Source organism: Pantoea sp. SGAir0418, assembly GCF_043529865.1.
This window is the reverse complement of sequence record NZ_CP027911.1, coordinates 3,688,950-3,705,770: the sequence shown is the minus strand read 5'-3', so window position 1 is coordinate 3,705,770 and position 16,821 is coordinate 3,688,950. Positions and strand designations below refer to the sequence as shown.

Annotated in this window: 18 protein-coding genes; 11 read left to right on the top strand and 7 right to left on the bottom strand. The window is 59.0% G+C overall.

What is annotated here, in order from left to right; all coding sequences use genetic code 11:
- Positions 1-34: 34 nt before the first annotated feature.
- Together C1N84_RS17330 and C1N84_RS17325 are read right to left on the bottom strand one after the other, a co-directional pair.
- On the bottom strand, positions 35-592 hold the full coding sequence (locus C1N84_RS17330) for a DcrB family lipoprotein (RefSeq protein ID WP_059009882.1): 558 nt from the start codon (positions 590-592) through the stop codon (positions 35-37).
- Between the two features lie 115 nt (positions 593-707).
- The gene (locus tag C1N84_RS17325) at positions 708-1,373 is read right to left on the bottom strand and encodes a 7-cyano-7-deazaguanine/7-aminomethyl-7-deazaguanine transporter (RefSeq protein ID WP_264441754.1); all 666 of its coding nucleotides are present in this window, start codon (positions 1,371-1,373) and stop codon (positions 708-710) included.
- Between the two features lie 303 nt (positions 1,374-1,676).
- Here C1N84_RS17325 and tusA point away from each other — a divergent pair, with 303 nt between their 5' ends.
- Entirely contained in the window at positions 1,677-1,928 is a 252-nt protein-coding gene (gene tusA, locus C1N84_RS17320) for a sulfurtransferase TusA (RefSeq protein WP_021508017.1), read from the top strand.
- Between the two features lie 18 nt (positions 1,929-1,946).
- Here the strand turns inward: tusA and C1N84_RS17315 are convergent, their stop codons facing one another.
- Together C1N84_RS17315 and C1N84_RS17310 are read right to left on the bottom strand one after the other, a co-directional pair.
- Positions 1,947-4,214 carry a zinc/cadmium/mercury/lead-transporting ATPase gene (locus tag C1N84_RS17315; protein WP_264441753.1) on the bottom strand — a complete coding sequence of 756 codons (2,268 nt, stop codon included), beginning with the start codon at positions 4,212-4,214 and terminating at the stop codon, positions 1,947-1,949.
- A gap of 92 nt (positions 4,215-4,306) precedes the next feature.
- Positions 4,307-4,936, bottom strand: coding sequence for a lysoplasmalogenase (locus C1N84_RS17310; RefSeq protein ID WP_394541681.1), 630 nt, complete (start codon positions 4,934-4,936; stop codon positions 4,307-4,309).
- 162 nt (positions 4,937-5,098) lie between these two features.
- Here C1N84_RS17310 and C1N84_RS17305 point away from each other — a divergent pair, with 162 nt between their 5' ends.
- Positions 5,099-5,455, top strand: coding sequence for a DUF2500 domain-containing protein (locus C1N84_RS17305; protein WP_021508014.1), 357 nt, complete (start codon positions 5,099-5,101; stop codon positions 5,453-5,455).
- 43 nt (positions 5,456-5,498) lie between these two features.
- Here the strand turns inward: C1N84_RS17305 and C1N84_RS17300 are convergent, their stop codons facing one another.
- Both C1N84_RS17300 and rsmD read right to left on the bottom strand, forming a co-directional pair.
- The gene (locus C1N84_RS17300; protein ID WP_021313674.1) at positions 5,499-5,765 is read right to left on the bottom strand and encodes a DUF1145 family protein; all 267 of its coding nucleotides are present in this window, start codon (positions 5,763-5,765) and stop codon (positions 5,499-5,501) included.
- A complete protein-coding gene (gene rsmD, locus C1N84_RS17295; RefSeq protein ID WP_262264536.1) occupies positions 5,755-6,354 on the bottom strand; it encodes a 16S rRNA (guanine(966)-N(2))-methyltransferase in 600 nt (199 codons plus the stop codon). The genes C1N84_RS17300 and rsmD overlap by 11 nt, the downstream gene beginning before the upstream one ends.
- A gap of 231 nt (positions 6,355-6,585) precedes the next feature.
- Between rsmD and ftsY the strand changes: the two genes are divergently transcribed.
- The 4 genes from ftsY to rpoH all read left to right on the top strand — a co-directional run bounded on the left by ftsY (position 6,586) and on the right by rpoH (position 10,842).
- Positions 6,586-8,094 (top strand): signal recognition particle-docking protein FtsY, encoded by a 1,509-nt coding sequence (gene ftsY / locus C1N84_RS17290; protein ID WP_264441750.1) that lies wholly within the window; start codon positions 6,586-6,588, stop codon positions 8,092-8,094.
- A 5-nt stretch (positions 8,095-8,099) separates the two neighbouring features.
- Positions 8,100-8,768, top strand: a complete 669-nt coding sequence (ftsE, locus tag C1N84_RS17285) for a cell division ATP-binding protein FtsE (RefSeq protein ID WP_021508011.1) — start codon at positions 8,100-8,102, stop codon at positions 8,766-8,768.
- Positions 8,758-9,744 (top strand): permease-like cell division protein FtsX, encoded by a 987-nt coding sequence (gene ftsX / locus C1N84_RS17280; protein ID WP_058770000.1) that lies wholly within the window; start codon positions 8,758-8,760, stop codon positions 9,742-9,744. Before ftsE ends, ftsX begins: the two co-directional genes overlap by 11 nt.
- 240 nt (positions 9,745-9,984) lie before the next feature.
- Positions 9,985-10,842, top strand: a complete 858-nt coding sequence (gene rpoH, locus C1N84_RS17275; protein ID WP_021508009.1) for an RNA polymerase sigma factor RpoH — start codon at positions 9,985-9,987, stop codon at positions 10,840-10,842.
- Positions 10,843-11,078: 236 nt separating this feature from the next.
- Here the strand turns inward: rpoH and panM are convergent, their stop codons facing one another.
- A complete protein-coding gene (gene panM / locus C1N84_RS17270; protein ID WP_021508008.1) occupies positions 11,079-11,465 on the bottom strand; it encodes an aspartate 1-decarboxylase autocleavage activator PanM in 387 nt (128 codons plus the stop codon).
- Positions 11,466-11,868: 403 nt separating this feature from the next.
- On the opposite strand from panM, the gene C1N84_RS17265 reads away from it, so the two are divergent.
- From C1N84_RS17265 to livF, 5 genes are all read left to right on the top strand, one after another.
- Positions 11,869-12,996, top strand: coding sequence for a branched-chain amino acid ABC transporter substrate-binding protein (locus C1N84_RS17265; protein ID WP_021508007.1), 1,128 nt, complete (start codon positions 11,869-11,871; stop codon positions 12,994-12,996).
- Positions 12,997-13,146: 150 nt separating this feature from the next.
- Complete coding sequence (gene livH, locus C1N84_RS17260) at positions 13,147-14,073, top strand: high-affinity branched-chain amino acid ABC transporter permease LivH (protein WP_010615899.1); 927 nt, start codon at positions 13,147-13,149, stop codon at positions 14,071-14,073.
- Positions 14,070-15,341 carry a high-affinity branched-chain amino acid ABC transporter permease LivM gene (locus C1N84_RS17255; RefSeq protein WP_264441747.1) on the top strand — a complete coding sequence of 424 codons (1,272 nt, stop codon included), beginning with the start codon at positions 14,070-14,072 and terminating at the stop codon, positions 15,339-15,341. The genes livH and C1N84_RS17255 overlap by 4 nt, the downstream gene beginning before the upstream one ends.
- A complete protein-coding gene (livG, locus tag C1N84_RS17250; protein ID WP_021508005.1) occupies positions 15,338-16,105 on the top strand; it encodes a high-affinity branched-chain amino acid ABC transporter ATP-binding protein LivG in 768 nt (255 codons plus the stop codon). The genes C1N84_RS17255 and livG overlap by 4 nt, the downstream gene beginning before the upstream one ends.
- 1 nt (position 16,106) lies before the next feature.
- Entirely contained in the window at positions 16,107-16,820 is a 714-nt protein-coding gene (gene livF, locus C1N84_RS17245; protein WP_010615896.1) for a high-affinity branched-chain amino acid ABC transporter ATP-binding protein LivF, read from the top strand.
- Position 16,821 lies beyond the last annotated feature (1 nt).

Genomic DNA, 16,821 nt, shown 5'->3' with positions numbered 1-16,821 from the left:
CGCGATAAATCGCGCCGCTACCGTTGGTGCAAACTTACTTCAGGGTAATACTCTTCACAATCGCATCGGCATCGCTCTGCGCCTGCTGCTGATTGTCGGCGGGCAGGGTGATCTGCAGCGTCAGCAGTTTACCGTCCACCTTCGCCAGAATAACCGAGGACCAGGAGGTCTGGTTATTGGCGGAAATCACCGTATCCAGCTGCTGTGCCGGCTGGTCTTTCAGCGTCACCGCTTTATTCGACACCACCTGCAGCTGCGGATCGCGGTTGCGCTGCTGCTGCTCCAGACGCTGAGCCAGCGCATCCAGGGCTTCACTGGTCGGATCGCCCGCAATCACGATAATTGCGCGCTGGCCGGTTTCATCGGCATACACGTGCATATTGGTGGATTCCGAACCCAGCTTGCCGCTCTTATCTGACATGCCTGCTGGCAGGCTGAAACTCAGCTTACCGTCCATCAGGTTTACTGTCTGTGCTGACTGACTGGCGCTGGCGCCGTTGCTGTTTGCCGCCGTGTCGTCTTTCTTCTGATCACACGCCGCCAGGCCTAACACCAGCAGGCCGATGCCCGCATATTTCACTAAGTTACGCATTCTTATCCCTTCGTAAGGTTTCCATCAGCCGTTATCAAAACGGAATCGGTGCTTAAAAGCAATCAGCGCTTTGTCAGGAAATCTTAGCGTGCCGTGGCGTTTCGTCTACGTTCAATTAGCCGAAATTCATCTGGCGCTGAGCCGAACGTTCCGCCAGACGCTTAAGTGCCGCATTGAGCAGAACACCGTAAGCAGGCAGGAAGAAAACCATGCAGATCAGCACTTTGAAGCTGTAATCCACCAGTGCGATCTCCACCCAGTGGCTGGCCATGAACGGGTCCGGACTCTTATAAAAGGCGATAAAGAAGAAGGCCAGCGTATCGCTGATATTGCCGAGGAACATGGCACAGGCAGGCGCAATCCACCACTGCGGCAGTTTACGCAGGCGGTTAAACACGTGCACATCAAGGATCTGCCCCAGCGCATAGGCCATAAAGCTGGCGCAGGCGATACGCGCCACGAACAGATTGACCTCCTGCAGCGAGGCCCAGCCCTGCCACGCGCCCTGATAAAACACGCACGACACGATGTAGGAGATAAACAGCGCCGGAATCATCACCGCAAGGATAATGCGCCGTGCCAGCGGTGCGCCAAAAATACGCACGGTGAGATCGGTGGCGAGAAAAATAAACGGGAAGCTAAACGCACCCCAGGTGGTGTGGAAACCGAAAATCGCGACCGGCAGCTGCACCAGATAGTTACTGGAGGTAATCACCAGCAGGTGAAACAGCGACAGCCAGAATAGCGCATGCATGCGCTGACGAGCAGAGAAGTGGATCATAAAGGCCTTTTTTAAAAATGGGGTGAGGGAACCCATCCTCTTCATACTTCAGGTTTTATGTGCGTTGGCTGCGCCTGCTCACCCCAGTCACTTACTTCAGTAAGCTCCTGAGGTGAGCAGGCTTGCCGCCTTCCTAAAACCTGAATTATTTTGAGGAATTGGCAGTAACATTAAAAAATCGGACGGCATCTTAGCGTGTTGCGCAACAAATGCAATGGTTAATTTTAACGCAATCGTTCTCGCCTTGCGCGCGCGCTGTAGCGCGTTAGAATGAGCGCCCACCCTGAATAAAGACAGAGAATCATGAGCGATCCTTTTTCCGCTGCGGACCATACGCTTGATGCGCTTGGGCTGCGCTGCCCGGAGCCGGTGATGATGGTGCGCAAAACCGTGCGTACCATGCAGGCGGGCGAAACGTTGCTGATCATCGCCGACGATCCGGCGACCACGCGTGATATTCCCGGCTTCTGCCGCTTTATGGAGCATCAGCTGCTGGCACAGCAGACCGAGAGCCTGCCGTACCAGTATCTGATCCAGAAAGGCGCGGATGCCTGATCGCGGCATCCGCCCGCCTCAGCGCTGACGCAGCAGGCGCAGCGCGTTGGCGGTGACCAGCGCGGTGGCACCCGAATCGGCCAGCACCGCCAGCCACAGGCCGGTAAAGCCGAGCAGCGTGGTGACGAGGAAAATTGCCTTCAGCCCCAGCGCCAGCGCAATATTCTGACGAATAATGGCGCGCGTGCGGCGTGCCAGCTGCACGGTGCGCGGCAGAATCGCCAGGTTATTCTGCGTCAGAGCCGCATCGGCCGCTTCCAGCGCCACATCGGTGCCGCTGCCCATGGCAATCCCCAGCGTCGCGGCCTTCATGGCTGGCGCATCGTTGATGCCATCGCCGACCATCGCCAGCGGCTGCTGTTCGCCCAGTTCACGTACGGCGGCTACCTTATCCGCAGGCAACAGACCGGCGCGATAGCTGATGCCGAGTTCGGCGGCTATCGCGGCGGCGGCGCGCGGATTATCGCCGGTCAGCATCACGCTGCGAATTCCCAGCGCCTGCAGCGCCGCCAGCGCACTGCGGGCCTCCTCGCGCAGCAAATCCTGCAGCGCCAGCAGCCCGAGCGGCTGTGCTTCGCGCAACAGCACCACCACGGTTTTGCCCTGTGCCTCCAGCTGCGCAATCTGCTGCTGCTGCGCGTCACTCAGCGCCGCCGCATCACGCGGTGCCAGCAGTTGATGCATCACGCCGTCGATTTGTGCGCGAATGCCGCTGCCGGCCAGCGTTTGCTGATGCTGCGCCGGTGGGATCACCTGCTGCTGGTGCTGCGCTTCCGCGACTATCGCCCGCGCCAGCGGATGGCCGGAGCCCTGCTCAATAGCGGCCGCGAGGCTGAGCAGCTGTTGCTGTGTATCCGCGCCAAACGGCTGCACGTCGGTGACCTGTGGTTTACCGGCGGTCAGGGTGCCGGTTTTATCAAACGCCAGCGCCTGCACCCGGCTGAGGCGTTCGAGCGCCGCGCCGCCTTTAATCAGCGCGCCCTGGCGAGCCGCCGCCGCCAGGCCGGAAGTGATAGCGGCAGGCGTGGAGATCACCAGCGCGCACGGACAGCCAATCAGCAGAAGCGTCAGCCCTTTGTAGATCCACGGCAGCCAGGCGCCGAATCCGAGCAGCGGCGGCAGCACCATCACCAGCAGCGCCAGCAGCATGATGGCCGGCGTGTAGAGGCGGCTGAAGCGATCGATAAAACGCTCCACCGGCGCGCGGTGACTTTCGGCCTCTTCTATCAGCTGCAGAATGCGGTCGATAGCGCTGTGGCCCGGCTGTGAGGTCACGCGCAGCGTCACCAGCCGATCCACGCTGGTGGCGCCTGCCATCACGGCATCGCCCGGCTGATGGGCCACCGGTAGCGATTCGCCGGTCAGGGCGCTTTCATCAAAGCTGGCGCTGGCGTGCAGCAGCTCGGCATCGGCGGGCAGACGACCGCCTGCCGCCACTTCAATCACATCGCCGGGCTTGAGCGCCGCCAGTGCCACCTGCTCACGCTGTGTGCCATTGACGCGCGTGGCGGTGTCCGGACGCAGCGCCATCAGCGCGGTGACGCCACGGCGCGCCCGCGCGGCGGCATAGGCTTCCAGCCGTTCTCCCAGCTGGAACAGCAGCAGCACCATGGCAGCTTCGGCGTGGGCGCCAATCACCAGCGCGCCCGCGGCGGCGAGGGTCATCAGGGTTTCAATGCTGAACGGTGAGCCGCTGCGTATGGCCTGCCATGCGCTGCGGGCTACCGGCGCCAGACCGACCAGCGTGGTAAGCACAAACAGGCGATCGCCCCACAGCGGCGTGAGCTGGCTCAGCAGCCAGCTGGCAATCATCAACAGCGTGAGCAGTATGAGCGAGGCATTATCGCGCCAGCGGCGCGCCGTCGGTGCGGGGTTCTCTGTGGATTTCAGGCTAAAGCCGGCATGGTTAACGGCCTGTTCAATAGCCGGACGAATATCGCTGTGCGCCTCCACCAGCAGATTTTCACTGGCGAATATCACCCGCGCGCTGGCGACCTGCGGCAGCTTTTGCACGGCGGTTTCGATTTTGCGGGCGCAGCTCGGGCAGTCCATGCCGGCAATCTGCCAGCGGAACTGATAGGACGCGGATGCGCGCCTGTCGCTGTCGGCGTCGCCGCCGCCGGGACTATCGTCATCGCTGGTGCAGCAGCCGCAATCACTGGACGCGGCCACCGGCTGCGCGGCGGAAATCTTCAGGGATGCAGGCTGAACGCTGCGTACCGCACACAGCGGTTTTGGCTGACGGTGTGATTTGCCACAGCGGCAAGAGTGGGCATGTTGATGCATGTGACCTCCGGTTGCAGAAGCGGGCCGATGCCCGCAGTCTGCATGCTACACTCTGGAGTGGACTCCAGAGTCAAGCGGTGAGGTCACTTTTTTCAGTACAGCCACAGTGAACGCACAATCATGAAGTGACCGGCAAAGTAGCAGGCGGCGACAATCGCGCTGTCAGCGCTGAAGCGGCGGCGATAGTGCGAGATAAACCACACGATGTTAGCCAGCAACAGTAGCACGGCACCCACCAGCAGCGAGAAACTGTAATCGGTCGGACGGAAGAAGTAATTTTCCGCCGCCATCCAGTTCATCACCAGCGTCATGCCAATCAGCGTACAAATCGGCCAGCGCAGCGTATCCAGTTTTGACCAGATAATGGCGATCACAATGATACCAATCACCAGGAAGGTGAGCGGAATCGGCCAGAAGAAGCTCATGGTCATGTGCGGGGCAAAGCTGATGGTGTACAGCAGATGCGAAAGGAAAAAGGCGCCGAGCGCATACAGCATCTGCTGACGCGGCAGCAGGGTTAACGCATCGCCCACCAGCGTAGCGACCAGGCCAGCCAGAATCAGGTAGTCGGTGGTGTTAAGCGTGGGAGCCTGCCACGCCCAGGCAACCAGCAACAGCAGCGTAACGGGTTTGAACAGCCAGCGCTGCCACTGCGGGCCGCGGTAGGAGGCATCGACATACAGCCAACCGGAAAAAAGGACTGCAAGGAAAGACCAAAGCATTTTTTCTCCCTTTTGTGAACGTGTCGCCCACATTGATGAATTTTCCCAAAATCGCGATCTCAGTTTAAGTTACTGGCGGCAAATGTGACAATCGGGCAACTCTGGTTGTATGCTTTGGCGTCTTTTATCTGTTAACCCCCGACGTAAAGTGCGAGAGAAAACATGAGCAAACCACCGCTAATCTTTTTTATCGTCCTGGCTGTAATTGCCATCCTGGCAACCCGTCAGTTTATCAAGCAGCGCCGCGAAGCCGCAGTCAACGACGCTTCACCGGTGCGCTCAATGAGTGTGGAAGTGAAAACCAAGCGAGAGTTTCCGGCCCCCAATCGCCGTTCGCGTCAGCGCGAAGAGATTGTGGCGGAAGAGATGAAGTATGAAGCCTGGTTCCATCCGCTGAACGGCGCCGGTGATTTTAAGGTCAACGTCAGCGCCAGCGATTATCACCAGATGGACAAAGGCGTGAAGGGCGAGCTGAAAATGCAGGGCACGCGCTTTGTCAGCTTTACCCCGGCGCAATAGACGCTAAAGCGCACGGGGCTGAAGCCGCGCGCGCTGCCTTGCGTTACGACGGATAGTGCTTTTTCTGCCACGCCAGCAGTTCAAATACGCCAAAGAAGAAGATTTTCGCCTGCGTGGCGCGGCTCAGTTTTGGCGCTTCCTTTGGTTGCGTGGCACGCAGCAGCACCAGCTGCAGGCCGTGCATCACCACCATAAAGAACAGCGCAACGTGGACAAAGTAGCGCAGCGGCGTCGGGAAGGGATGCACCAGGTTAAGCAGCAGAAATGCCCAGACGCAAATCATCAGCAAACGTCCCAGATTAAGCCACATCATCGGTCTCCTGTTGGCGTTGATAGAGGCGATAGGCCACCTGACCGGCAATCTTCTCGCGATACAGATCCCAGTTAGCCGGTGCCAGCGGGGTGCCGTGCTCCACTTCGCTCTCAACATAAATCAGCGCGTGGGCGGCGAGCCAGCCATTATTCTCCAGCAGCGTTAGCGTCTCCTGCAGCAGGCCTTTGCGGAACGGGGGATCAACAAACACCACGTCGAACGGCTCGCCGGGCTGGCTTAGCCACTGCAGCGTATTGGTCTGGACGACGCTGGCGTTGGTGGCGCGCAACGTGTGCAGGTTTTGCGTCAGCTGCTGCGCCACGTGACGTTCCAGTTCCAGCAGGGTTGCGGAGGCGGCATAGCGCGACAGCGCTTCTAAGCCCAGCGCGCCGCTGCCGGCATAGCAATCGAGGCAGCGCGCCTGCTGGATATCCGGCGCCAGCCAGTTGAATAGCGTTTCACGCACGCGATCGGTGGTCGGGCGCAGGCCGGCGCTGTCCGGCACCGGCAATTTGCGGCCGCGCCACTGTCCGCCAATCAGGCGAATCTGGCCTGCCGCGCCGCTGTTGCGGGGGGATTTACTCATTTCGCTCACAACTCGTCATAATTTGTTGCGTAGTTTAACGGGCGTAGCAGGCAGAAGAAACGTTAAAAAAGGGTGCTGTGGTGCGCTGGCAGGAAAGTGTTAGACTACTAAGTTGATAAAGCGGACGTAATTGCCTGATTTTTACGCCGCTCACGCGCGAAAAAGTGAATTTTTTATCCCCTGGGAACAGCGTGCTACCGGGAATAAGCCATCGAGGAGTGTGGTCACACAATGGCAAAAGAGAAAAAACGCGGCTTTTTTTCCTGGCTGGGCTTTGGCAAAGAAGAGCAGCAGCCAGCGGAAGAGCAGGCGCAGCAGCAGCCGACCGATCAACCGGCACCCGCCGCTGAAGAGAGCGCGTTAGCAAGCGCCGAAGCGCAGGCCGCCGAAACCGTGAGCGTCACTGAACAGGTGGCAGAACAGCAGGCCGAATCGCCGGTTCACGCCGACGCTGAAACGCATCCCGTCACGGAAGCAGAAACCGCAGCCGAATCCGACGCTAACGCTGATGACGCAGAAATCGCTGCCGTCAGCGCGATTGAAGAAGAGGTACTGCCGGAAGATCATCCGCAGCCGGAGCTGATGCCGGTTGAAGAGGAGCCGCAGGCTGAAGAACTGATTATTGAAGCACCGGTTTTATCTGAGGAGCCTCAGCCAGAGGACGCAGACGCACCGCTGAGCGATGAAGAGCTGGAAGCGCTGGCGTTAGCGGAAACCTATGCCGAAGATGCGGCAGAAGAGCGCGTGGCGACAGACACCGTGAGCGATCTGCCGCTGGCGGCCGCGCCGATTGTGGCTCAGGAGCAGGAGCGCCCCACCAAAGAGGGCTTCTTTGCCCGCCTGAAACGCAGCCTGGTCAAAACGCGTGAAAACCTCGGATCCGGCTTTATCAGCCTGTTCCGCGGCAAAAAAATCGATGACGAGCTGTTTGAAGAGCTGGAAGAGCAGCTGCTGATTGCCGATGTCGGCGTGGAAACGACGCGCCGCATCATCACCAGCCTGACGCAACAGGCCAGCCGTAAGCAGCTGCGCGATGCCGAAGCGCTGTATGGCCTGCTGAAGGCTGAAATGGCCGGCATTCTGGAAAAGGTCGATGCTCCGCTGGACGTGGCGGGCAAAACACCGTTCGTTATCCTGATGGTCGGCGTTAACGGCGTGGGTAAAACCACCACCATCGGTAAGCTGGCGCGTCAGTATCAGGCGCAGGGCAAGTCCGTCATGCTGGCGGCGGGGGACACCTTCCGCGCGGCGGCGGTAGAGCAGCTGCAGGTCTGGGGCCAGCGCAACAATATCCCGGTGGTCGCGCAGCATACGGGCGCGGATTCCGCGTCGGTCATTTTTGACGCCATCCAGGCGGCGAAATCGCGCCACGTTGACGTGCTGATCGCCGATACCGCCGGCCGCCTGCAGAACAAAGCGCATCTGATGGAAGAGCTGAAGAAGATCACCCGCGTGATGAAGAAGCTGGACGAAGAGGCACCGCATGAGGTGATGCTGACGATTGACGCCAGCACCGGCCAGAACGCCATCAGCCAGGCGAAGCTGTTCCACGAAGCGGTCGGCCTGACCGGCATCACCCTGACCAAGCTCGACGGCACCGCAAAAGGTGGCGTGATCTTCTCGGTGGCCGATCAGTTTGGCATTCCGATTCGTTATATCGGTGTCGGGGAAGGCATCGAAGATTTACGGCCGTTTAAGGCCGCCGACTTTATTGAGGCACTGTTTGCCCGAGAGGAATAATTGGCATGATTCGCTTTGAAGAGGTCAGTAAGGCTTATCTGGGAGGACGCCAGGCGCTGCAGGGCGTGGATTTCCATTTGCGTCCCGGTGAGATGGCGTTTCTGACCGGCCACTCAGGCGCGGGGAAAAGTACCTTACTGAAGCTGATTTGTGGCATTGAGCGCCCGAGCGCCGGGCAAATCTGGTTCAGCGGTCACGATATTTCCCGGCTGCGTCACAGCGAAGTGCCTTTCCTGCGCCGCCAGATCGGCATGATTTTCCAGGATCACCATTTGCTGATGGATCGTTCGGTCTACGACAACGTAGCGATTCCGCTGATTATTTCCGGGGCCAGCGGCGAGGATATTCGCCGTCGCGTGTCGGCGGCGCTGGACAAAGTCGGCCTGCTCGACAAAGCAAAAAGTTATCCGATTCAGCTCTCTGGCGGTGAACAGCAGCGCGTCGGCATTGCCCGCGCGGTAGTGAATAAACCGGCGGTGCTGCTGGCGGATGAACCGACCGGTAACCTCGATAACGCGCTGTCAGAAGATATTTTGCGCCTGTTTGAAGAGTTCAACCGCGTGGGCGTTACGGTACTGATGGCGACGCACGACATCGGGCTGATCGCACGCCGCAATTATCGCGTGATGACGCTTAATCAGGGACGTCTGCACGGAGGCCACGATGGTCAATAAACGTAACAAGCGTCCGGCTGCGCCGAAAGCGGCGAAGCAGCCGTCAAAGAGCAAAGCGCTGAAGGGCGGCTGGCAGGAGCAGTGGCGCTACGCGTGGCGCGGTACGCTGTCCGACATGTATCGTCAGCCGCTGGCGACGCTGCTGACGGTAATGGTGATCGCGATTTCGCTGACGCTGCCCAGCGTGTGCTACATGGTGTGGAAAAACGTCAGCCAGGCCGCCGCACAGTGGTACCCGGCGCCGCAGCTGACGGTTTACCTCGACAAAGCGCTGGATGACACGGCGGCAGAGAACGTGACCGCCGAACTGAAAAAGCTCGATGGCGTGGACAAGGTGAACTACCTGACGCGTGAAGAGGCGCAAAGCGAGTTCCGCAACTGGTCCGGCTTTGGTGGTGCGATGGATATGCTGGAGCAGAACCCGCTGCCGGCGGTGGCGATCATCACGCCGAAGCTGAACTTCCAGAACTCCGATACCATGGCCAATCTGCGCGATCGCGTGGCGAAAGTGCAGGGCGTGGATGAGGTGCGCATGGATGACAGCTGGTTTGCGCGTTTAGCCGCACTCACCGGGCTGGTGGGGCAGGTGGCGTCAATGATCGGCCTGCTGATGGTGGTGGCGGTGTTCCTGGTGATTGGCAACAGCGTGCGTCTGAGCATTTTTGCCCGGCGCGACACCATCAATGTGCAGAAGCTGATTGGCGCGACCGATGGCTTTATTCTGCGGCCCTTCCTCTACGGCGGCGCGCTGCTCGGTTTCAGCGGTGCGGTGCTGTCGCTGATTCTGTCGGAAGTGCTGGTGCTGCGCCTGCAGTCGGTGGTGGCGCAGGTCGCCTCCGTCTTCGGTACCAGCTTCGCGCTGGAGGGCTTTTCGTGGGATGAAGGCCTGCTGTTGCTGTTAATCGCGGCCATCATCGGCTGGATTGCCGCCTGGCTGGCGACGGTGCAACATTTACGTCGTTTTACGCCGCAGTAACCCATAGCAACGATTTTTTGATATACTCTTCCTCTGCTGCCGACGACCTGGGAGCAGAGGATTTCTCCGATTTCCCCCGCCGTCATCTGTGTGTAAAATATTCACTGCTATAATTGAACTTGTGGATAACTTTGACGTCCAAGTAGCACAGATTGCTTTTGGTTTTCACGCGTCGTTGACATAATGTAACGGCTGCGCAGGGAAACGAGCAGCAAGTCCATTGAATTTGTGAGGGTTTGAATGACCAAAGAAATGCAAACTTTAGCGATTGCTCCTCTGGGCAACCTGGAATCTTACGTCCGGGCTGCTAACAACTGGCCGGTATTAACGGCAGAAGAGGAAAAAGCACTGGCTGAGCGGCTGCATTACCAGGGCGATCTGGATGCAGCTAAGACGCTGATCCTGTCTCACCTGCGCTTTGTTGTTCATATCGCTCGTAACTATTCCGGTTACGGCCTGCCGCAGGCGGACCTGATCCAGGAAGGTAACATCGGCCTGATGAAGGCGGTGCGTCGCTTCAACCCGGAAGTCGGGGTGCGTCTGGTGTCGTTTGCCGTACACTGGATCAAAGCGGAGATTCACGAGTACGTGCTGCGTAACTGGCGTATCGTGAAAGTTGCCACCACCAAAGCACAGCGCAAACTGTTCTTTAACCTGCGTAAAACCAAGCAGCGTCTCGGCTGGTTCAATCAGGATGAAGTCGAAATGGTGGCGCGCGAGCTGGGTGTCAGCAGCAAAGACGTGCTGGAAATGGAGTCGCGCATGGCGGCCCAGGATATGACTTTTGACATGTCGTCTGATGACGATGCGGGCGAAGGCAAGCCGATGGCACCGGTGCTGTATCTGCAGGATAAAACCTCTGACTTTGCCGACGGCATTGAAGAGGATAACTGGGATGCGCACGCCGCTGACAAGCTGAGCGATGCAATGCTGAGCCTCGATGAGCGTAGCCAGCACATTATCCGCGCCCGCTGGCTGGATGATGACAACAAAACCACGCTGCAGGAGCTGGCCGACCAGTACGGTGTGTCTGCCGAGCGCGTGCGTCAGCTGGAAAAGAACGCCATGAAGAAACTGCGTATGGCGATTGAAGCCTGATTAACGGCTGACAGATAAAGGGGGCGACCACCGGGTCGCCTTTTTTTATGCGCGCAATAACCGGCGATGACGTATGACCTGTGCGGATTACAGCACGGTCGCCATGAATGGCGACCCTACAGGACACGCATGCATAGGCATCGTTAATCACGACCCCACGCAATCTGTACGCTCGTTCGCAATCCCCGTAGGGCGCGCATCCATGCGCACCGCTCTGCACGGCGTAAAATCGCCGCTTAACGCACCCACCCGTCGCTCTGCGCGCGGAAACCACACGCCTGCATAAACGCCGCGCGTACGCGCTGATCGTCTTCGCCGTCATCGGCAACCCACCAGTGATCCAGCGCGCTGTTCTGCGCTATCGTCTCTTCCAGCAGATACTGCCCTACGCCGCGCCGCCGCGTAACTTCACGCACTTCCAGCTGCGTAATCTTGCCCAGCGTGCCGCGAATCTCCAGCCGCAGCGCCCCAAGCAGGCGATCGTTAAAGCGCGCTGCATAAAGCCGCTGCGCTTCACTGAGGCTGGCTTCCAGCTGCGCGATATCCTGCTGCGGCCAGACTTTGGCTAAATCCAGTCGATCCTGCGGCGTCAGCGTGCTGATGCGCTGAATAGTGAGCTTCATAACCCTTACCTGTACTGGCAGAAAGGCCTTAGTGTAGCGAATTTAGACAGTCAGAGCGCTGTCACTTTTTTGCGATGAAAAGAGGTCAAATGCCAGCCACTTTGCCAGGATTGTGGAGTAAGCCAGCATCGATCGCTGAAAAAGCCAGCATAACGCGCTGGCCTGGTGGTGAAAAACCGGCCATAAAAACCAGAGTAATCTGCTGTTCCTGTCAGCTTTTACTGAATATGTCAGTTGATTTACAGAAGAAAGTTCCTGTTTAATAACCTGAAAAATAAAGCCTTCTTAACAAAAAATGCCAGAAAAGAGCGCTAACTCATTATTCTCAAATCAGTTTTGCTCTTTGACTGGCAGATAAATAACCAATCACAACAGACACGACACAACAGATGGGGAAGTTCGCATGAAAATGAGTAAAGGACGCGCATTACTGGCGGGTTGCGTAGCGCTGGCGATGAGCCATGCGGTACTGGCGAAAGACATCAAAATTGCGATTGTCGGTGCGGCAACCGGCCCGGTGGCGCAGTACGGTGATATGCAGTTCACCGGTGCGGCCCAGGCGATCAAGGACATCAACGCCAAAGGCGGCGTAAACGGCGACAAGCTGGTTGGCGTAGAATATGACGACGCCTGTGACCCGAAACAGGCGGTTGCGGTGGCCAACAAAGTGGTCAATGACGGTATCAAATACGTTATCGGCCACCTGTGCTCCTCCTCCACTCAGCCAGCATCAGACATTTATAACGATGAAGGCATTCTGATGATCACCCCGGCGGCTACTGCGCCTGAACTGACCGCGCGCGGCTATGCCGACGTGATGCGTACCACCGGTCTCGATTCCGATCAGGGCCCGACCGCTGCCAACTACATCCTCGATCAGATCAAACCAAAACGTATTGCCGTGGTGCATGACAAGCAGCAGTACGGTCAGGGCCTGGCGGAATCCGTGCAGAAAACCCTGAAGGCGAAAGGCGGCAACGTGGTGCTGTTCGAAGGGATCACCGCTGGCGATAAAGACTTCTCCACGCTGATTGCGCGCCTGAAGAAAGAGAACGTCGACTTCGTTTACTACGGCGGTTACTACCCGGAGCTGGGCCAGATTCTGCGTCAGGCCAAAACCGCCGGTCTGAAAGCCGGCTTTATGGGACCAGAAGGGGTCGGCAACGCTTCCCTGTCTAACATCGCGGGTGACGCCTCTGAAGGCCTGTACGTGACGCTGCCGAAGCGCTACGACCAGCTGCCAGACAACAAAGCGATTGTGGACGCGATCAAAGCCAACAGCGCATCAAACCGCAAAGATCCAACCGGCCCGTTCGTCTGGACCACCTATGCAGCTATTCAGTCACTGGTGGCGGGCATTGAGCGCAGCAAAAGCGATGAGCCTGATGCGATTGCTAAAAACCTGAAAGAGGGTGCGCCGGTGCCCACCGTGATGGGTAACCTGAGCTGGGACCAGAAGGGCGATCTGAAGGGCTTCGAATTTGGCGTCTTCAAATGGCACAAAGACGGTTCTTCTACCGCAGTTAAGTAAGCACGCTCCTGAATTGTCCCTCTCCTGATGGGCGAGGGCAGGGTGCGGCACCGCGCGCACGCGCTGAATGAGGCGCTGCGACGCGGTGCTCTCACCCTAACCCGGTGCCGAACGCACCGGGGATTTCCCGTTTACATGCAGGTCCTCACTATGTCCGAGCAGTTTCTCTATTTCATTCAGCAGATGTTCAACGGGGTCACCCTCGGGAGCACCTACGCGCTGATCGCCATCGGTTACACCATGGTTTACGGCATCATCGGCATGATCAACTTCGCCCACGGCGAGGTGTACATGATCGGCAGCTATGTCTCCTTTATCGTGATTGCCGCCCTGATGATGATGGGTATCGACACCTCGTGGCTGATGATTGCCGCCGGGTTCGTGATGGCGGTGATTATCTCCAGCGCCTACGGCTGGAGCATCGAGCGCGTGGCGTATAAGCCGGTGCGCTCCTCCAAACGCCTGATCGCGCTGATCTCGGCGATTGGTATGTCGATCTTTCTGCAGAACTACGTCAGCCTGACGCAGGGCTCGCGCGATCTGGCGCTGCCCAGCCTGATCACCGGCCAGTGGACGCTGGGTGAGAGCAACGGCTTTGCCGCCACGCTCACCACCATGCAGCTGGTTATCTGGGTCGTCACCTTCCTCGCGATGCTGGCGCTGACGCTGTTCATCCGCTATTCGCGCATGGGCCGCGCCTGCCGCGCCTGCGCTGAAGATCTGAAAATGGCCAGCCTGCTGGGCATCAACACCGACCGCGTGATCTCACTGACCTTTGTGATCGGCGCAGCGATGGCGGCCGTGGCTGGCGTGCTGCTGGGGCAGTTTTACGGCTCCATTAACCCGTTCATCGGCTTTATGGCCGGCATGAAAGCCTTTACCGCGGCGGTACTGGGCGGCATCGGCAGCATTCCGGGCGCGATGATTGGCGGCCTGGTGCTGGGCATTGCGGAAGCGCTGACATCAGCCTATCTGTCGACCGAATATAAAGACGTGGTGTCGTTCGCGCTGCTGATCGTGGTGCTGCTGGTGATGCCAACCGGTATCCTTGGCCGTCCGGAGGTGGAGAAAGTATGAAACGCCTCGGTCTGGTTAACGCCGTGGTCTCCACGGTGATGCTGCTGGTACTCGCCAGCTTCTTTATGGGTATGCGCCTCGATCTCGACGGCACCAAACTGGTGGTGGCGAATTCGGGCGCCGTGCGCTGGAACTGGATCTTCCTCGGCTGCGCAGTGGTGTTTGTGTTCCAGCTGCTGCGTCCGCTGTTGCAGGGCAAGTTTAAGCGCAGTGGCAAAGGGTTGGTGCTGCCGGGTTTTGACGGTTCGACACCAAAACAAAAGCTGCTGATGCTGCTGGTGATTGTTGCCGCCGTCGCCTGGCCCTTCTTCGTGTCGCGCGGCAGCGTGGATATTGCCACACTGACGCTGATCTACGTGATGCTCGGCCTCGGTCTGAATGTGGTAGTGGGCCTGTCCGGCCTGCTGGTGCTGGGTTACGGCGGCTTTTACGCCATCGGTGCTTACACCTTTGCGCTGCTGAATCACTATTACGGCTTTGGCTTCTGGGAAAGTCTGCCGCTGGCGGGTATTGTCGCCGGTGCCTTTGGCCTGCTGCTGGGCTTCCCGGTGCTGCGGCTGCGCGGTGACTATCTGGCGATTGTGACGCTCGGCTTTGGTGAGATCGTGCGTATTCTGCTGCTGAACAGCACATCAATCACTGGCGGTCCCAATGGAATCGCGCAGATCCCCAAGCCGAGCCTGTTTGGCATTGAATTTGGCCGGCGCGTCAGTGAAGGCGGCTGGACCACCTTCCACGAGCTGACGGGCCTGGCGTACGATCCCAATCACCGCGTGATTTTCCTTTATCTGGTGGCGCTGCTGCTGGTGGTGCTGACGCTGTTCGTCATCAATCGTCTGCTGCGCATGCCGCTGGGGCGTGCGTGGGAAGCGCTGCGTGAGGATGAGATCGCCTGCCGTTCGCTCGGTCTCAGCCCAACGCGCATCAAGCTGACGGCCTTTACCATCAGCGCGGTGTTCGCCGGTTTCGCCGGTACGCTGTTTGCCGCGCGTCAGGGCTTTGTCAGCCCGGAATCTTTCACCTTTGTCGAGTCCGCGTTTGTGCTGGCGATTGTGGTGCTGGGCGGCATGGGTTCGCAGCTGGCGGTAATCCTGGCCGCGATTCTGCTGGTGGTATCGCGCGAGCTGATGCGTGATTTGAACGAGTACAGCATGCTGGTGCTCGGTGGGTTGATGGTGCTGATGATGATCTGGCGTCCGCAGGGGCTGCTGCCGATGAAGCGTCCGCACCTGAAGCTGAAACAGGCAAAACAAGGAGAGCAGGCATGAGTCAGCCTTTATTAGCCGTTGAAGGCCTGATGATGCGCTTCGGCGGCCTGCTGGCCGTCAACAACGTGGCGCTGGAACTGCATCCGCAGGAGATCGTCTCGCTGATTGGCCCGAACGGGGCGGGGAAAACCACGGTATTCAACTGCCTGACCGGTTTCTATAAGCCAACGGGCGGCACCATCAAACTGCGCGATCAGCCATTGCAGGGCCTGCCGGGGCAGAAGATCGCGCGCATGGGCGTGGTGCGAACTTTCCAGCACGTGCGCCTGTTCCGTGAGATGACGGTGATTGAAAACCTGCTGGTGGCGCAGCATCAGCATTTGAAAAGCGGCGTGTTCTCCGGGCTGTTTAAAACCCCGGCGTTCCGGCGTGGCGAGAGCGAAGCGCTGGACCGCGCGGCCAGCTGGCTGGAGCGCATTGGCCTGCTGGAGCTGGCTAACCGCCAGGCCGGCAATCTGGCTTACGGCCAGCAGCGCCGGCTGGAGATCGCCCGCTGCATGGTGACGCGTCCGGAAATCCTGATGCTCGACGAACCGGCCGCCGGCCTCAACCCGCGCGAAACGCACGAGCTGGATGAGCTGATCGCTGAACTGCGCGGCGAACACAAGGTGACGGTGCTGCTGATTGAACACGATATGAAGCTGGTGATGGGCATTTCTGATCGCATTTATGTGGTGAATCAGGGAACGCCGCTGGCCAACGGTACGCCGGAAGAAGTGCGTAACAACCCGGATGTGATCCGTGCTTATTTAGGTGAGGCGTAACATGGCGAACCCGATTTTAACTTTGCAGGGCGTCAGCGCGCACTATGGCCCGATCCAGGCACTGCATAACATTAATCTGCACATCAGTCAGGGCGAAATCGTGACGCTGATTGGCGCGAACGGCGCGGGTAAAACCACGCTGCTCGGTACGCTGTGTGGCGAACCGCGCGCCACCAGTGGCACCATCACCTTTGATGGCAAAACCATTACCGACTGGCAGACGGCAAAAATCATGCGTGAAGCGATTGCCATCGTACCGGAAGGCCGGCGCGTGTTTTCGCGCATGACGGTGGAAGAGAACCTGGCGATGGGCGGTTTCTTCGCGACGCGTCAGCAGTATCAGGAGCGCATTGAGCGCGTTTATCAGCTGTTCCCCCGGCTGGCGGAGCGCAAAGTGCAGCGCGCCGGCACCATGTCCGGCGGTGAGCAGCAGATGCTGGCGATTGGCCGCGCGCTCATGAGCCAGCCGCGCCTGCTGCTGCTGGACGAGCCGTCGCTGGGTCTGGCGCCGATCATTATCCAGCAGATTTTCGACACCATCGAACAGCTGCGTAAAGAGGGCATGACCATCTTCCTCGTCGAGCAGAACGCCAACCAGGCGCTGAAGCTGGCCGATCGCGGCTACGTGCTGGAGAACGGTCACGTGGTGCTGGAGGATAGCGGTGAAGCGTTGTTATCCAATGAAGCGGTGCGAAGCGCGTATTTAGGCGCCTGAC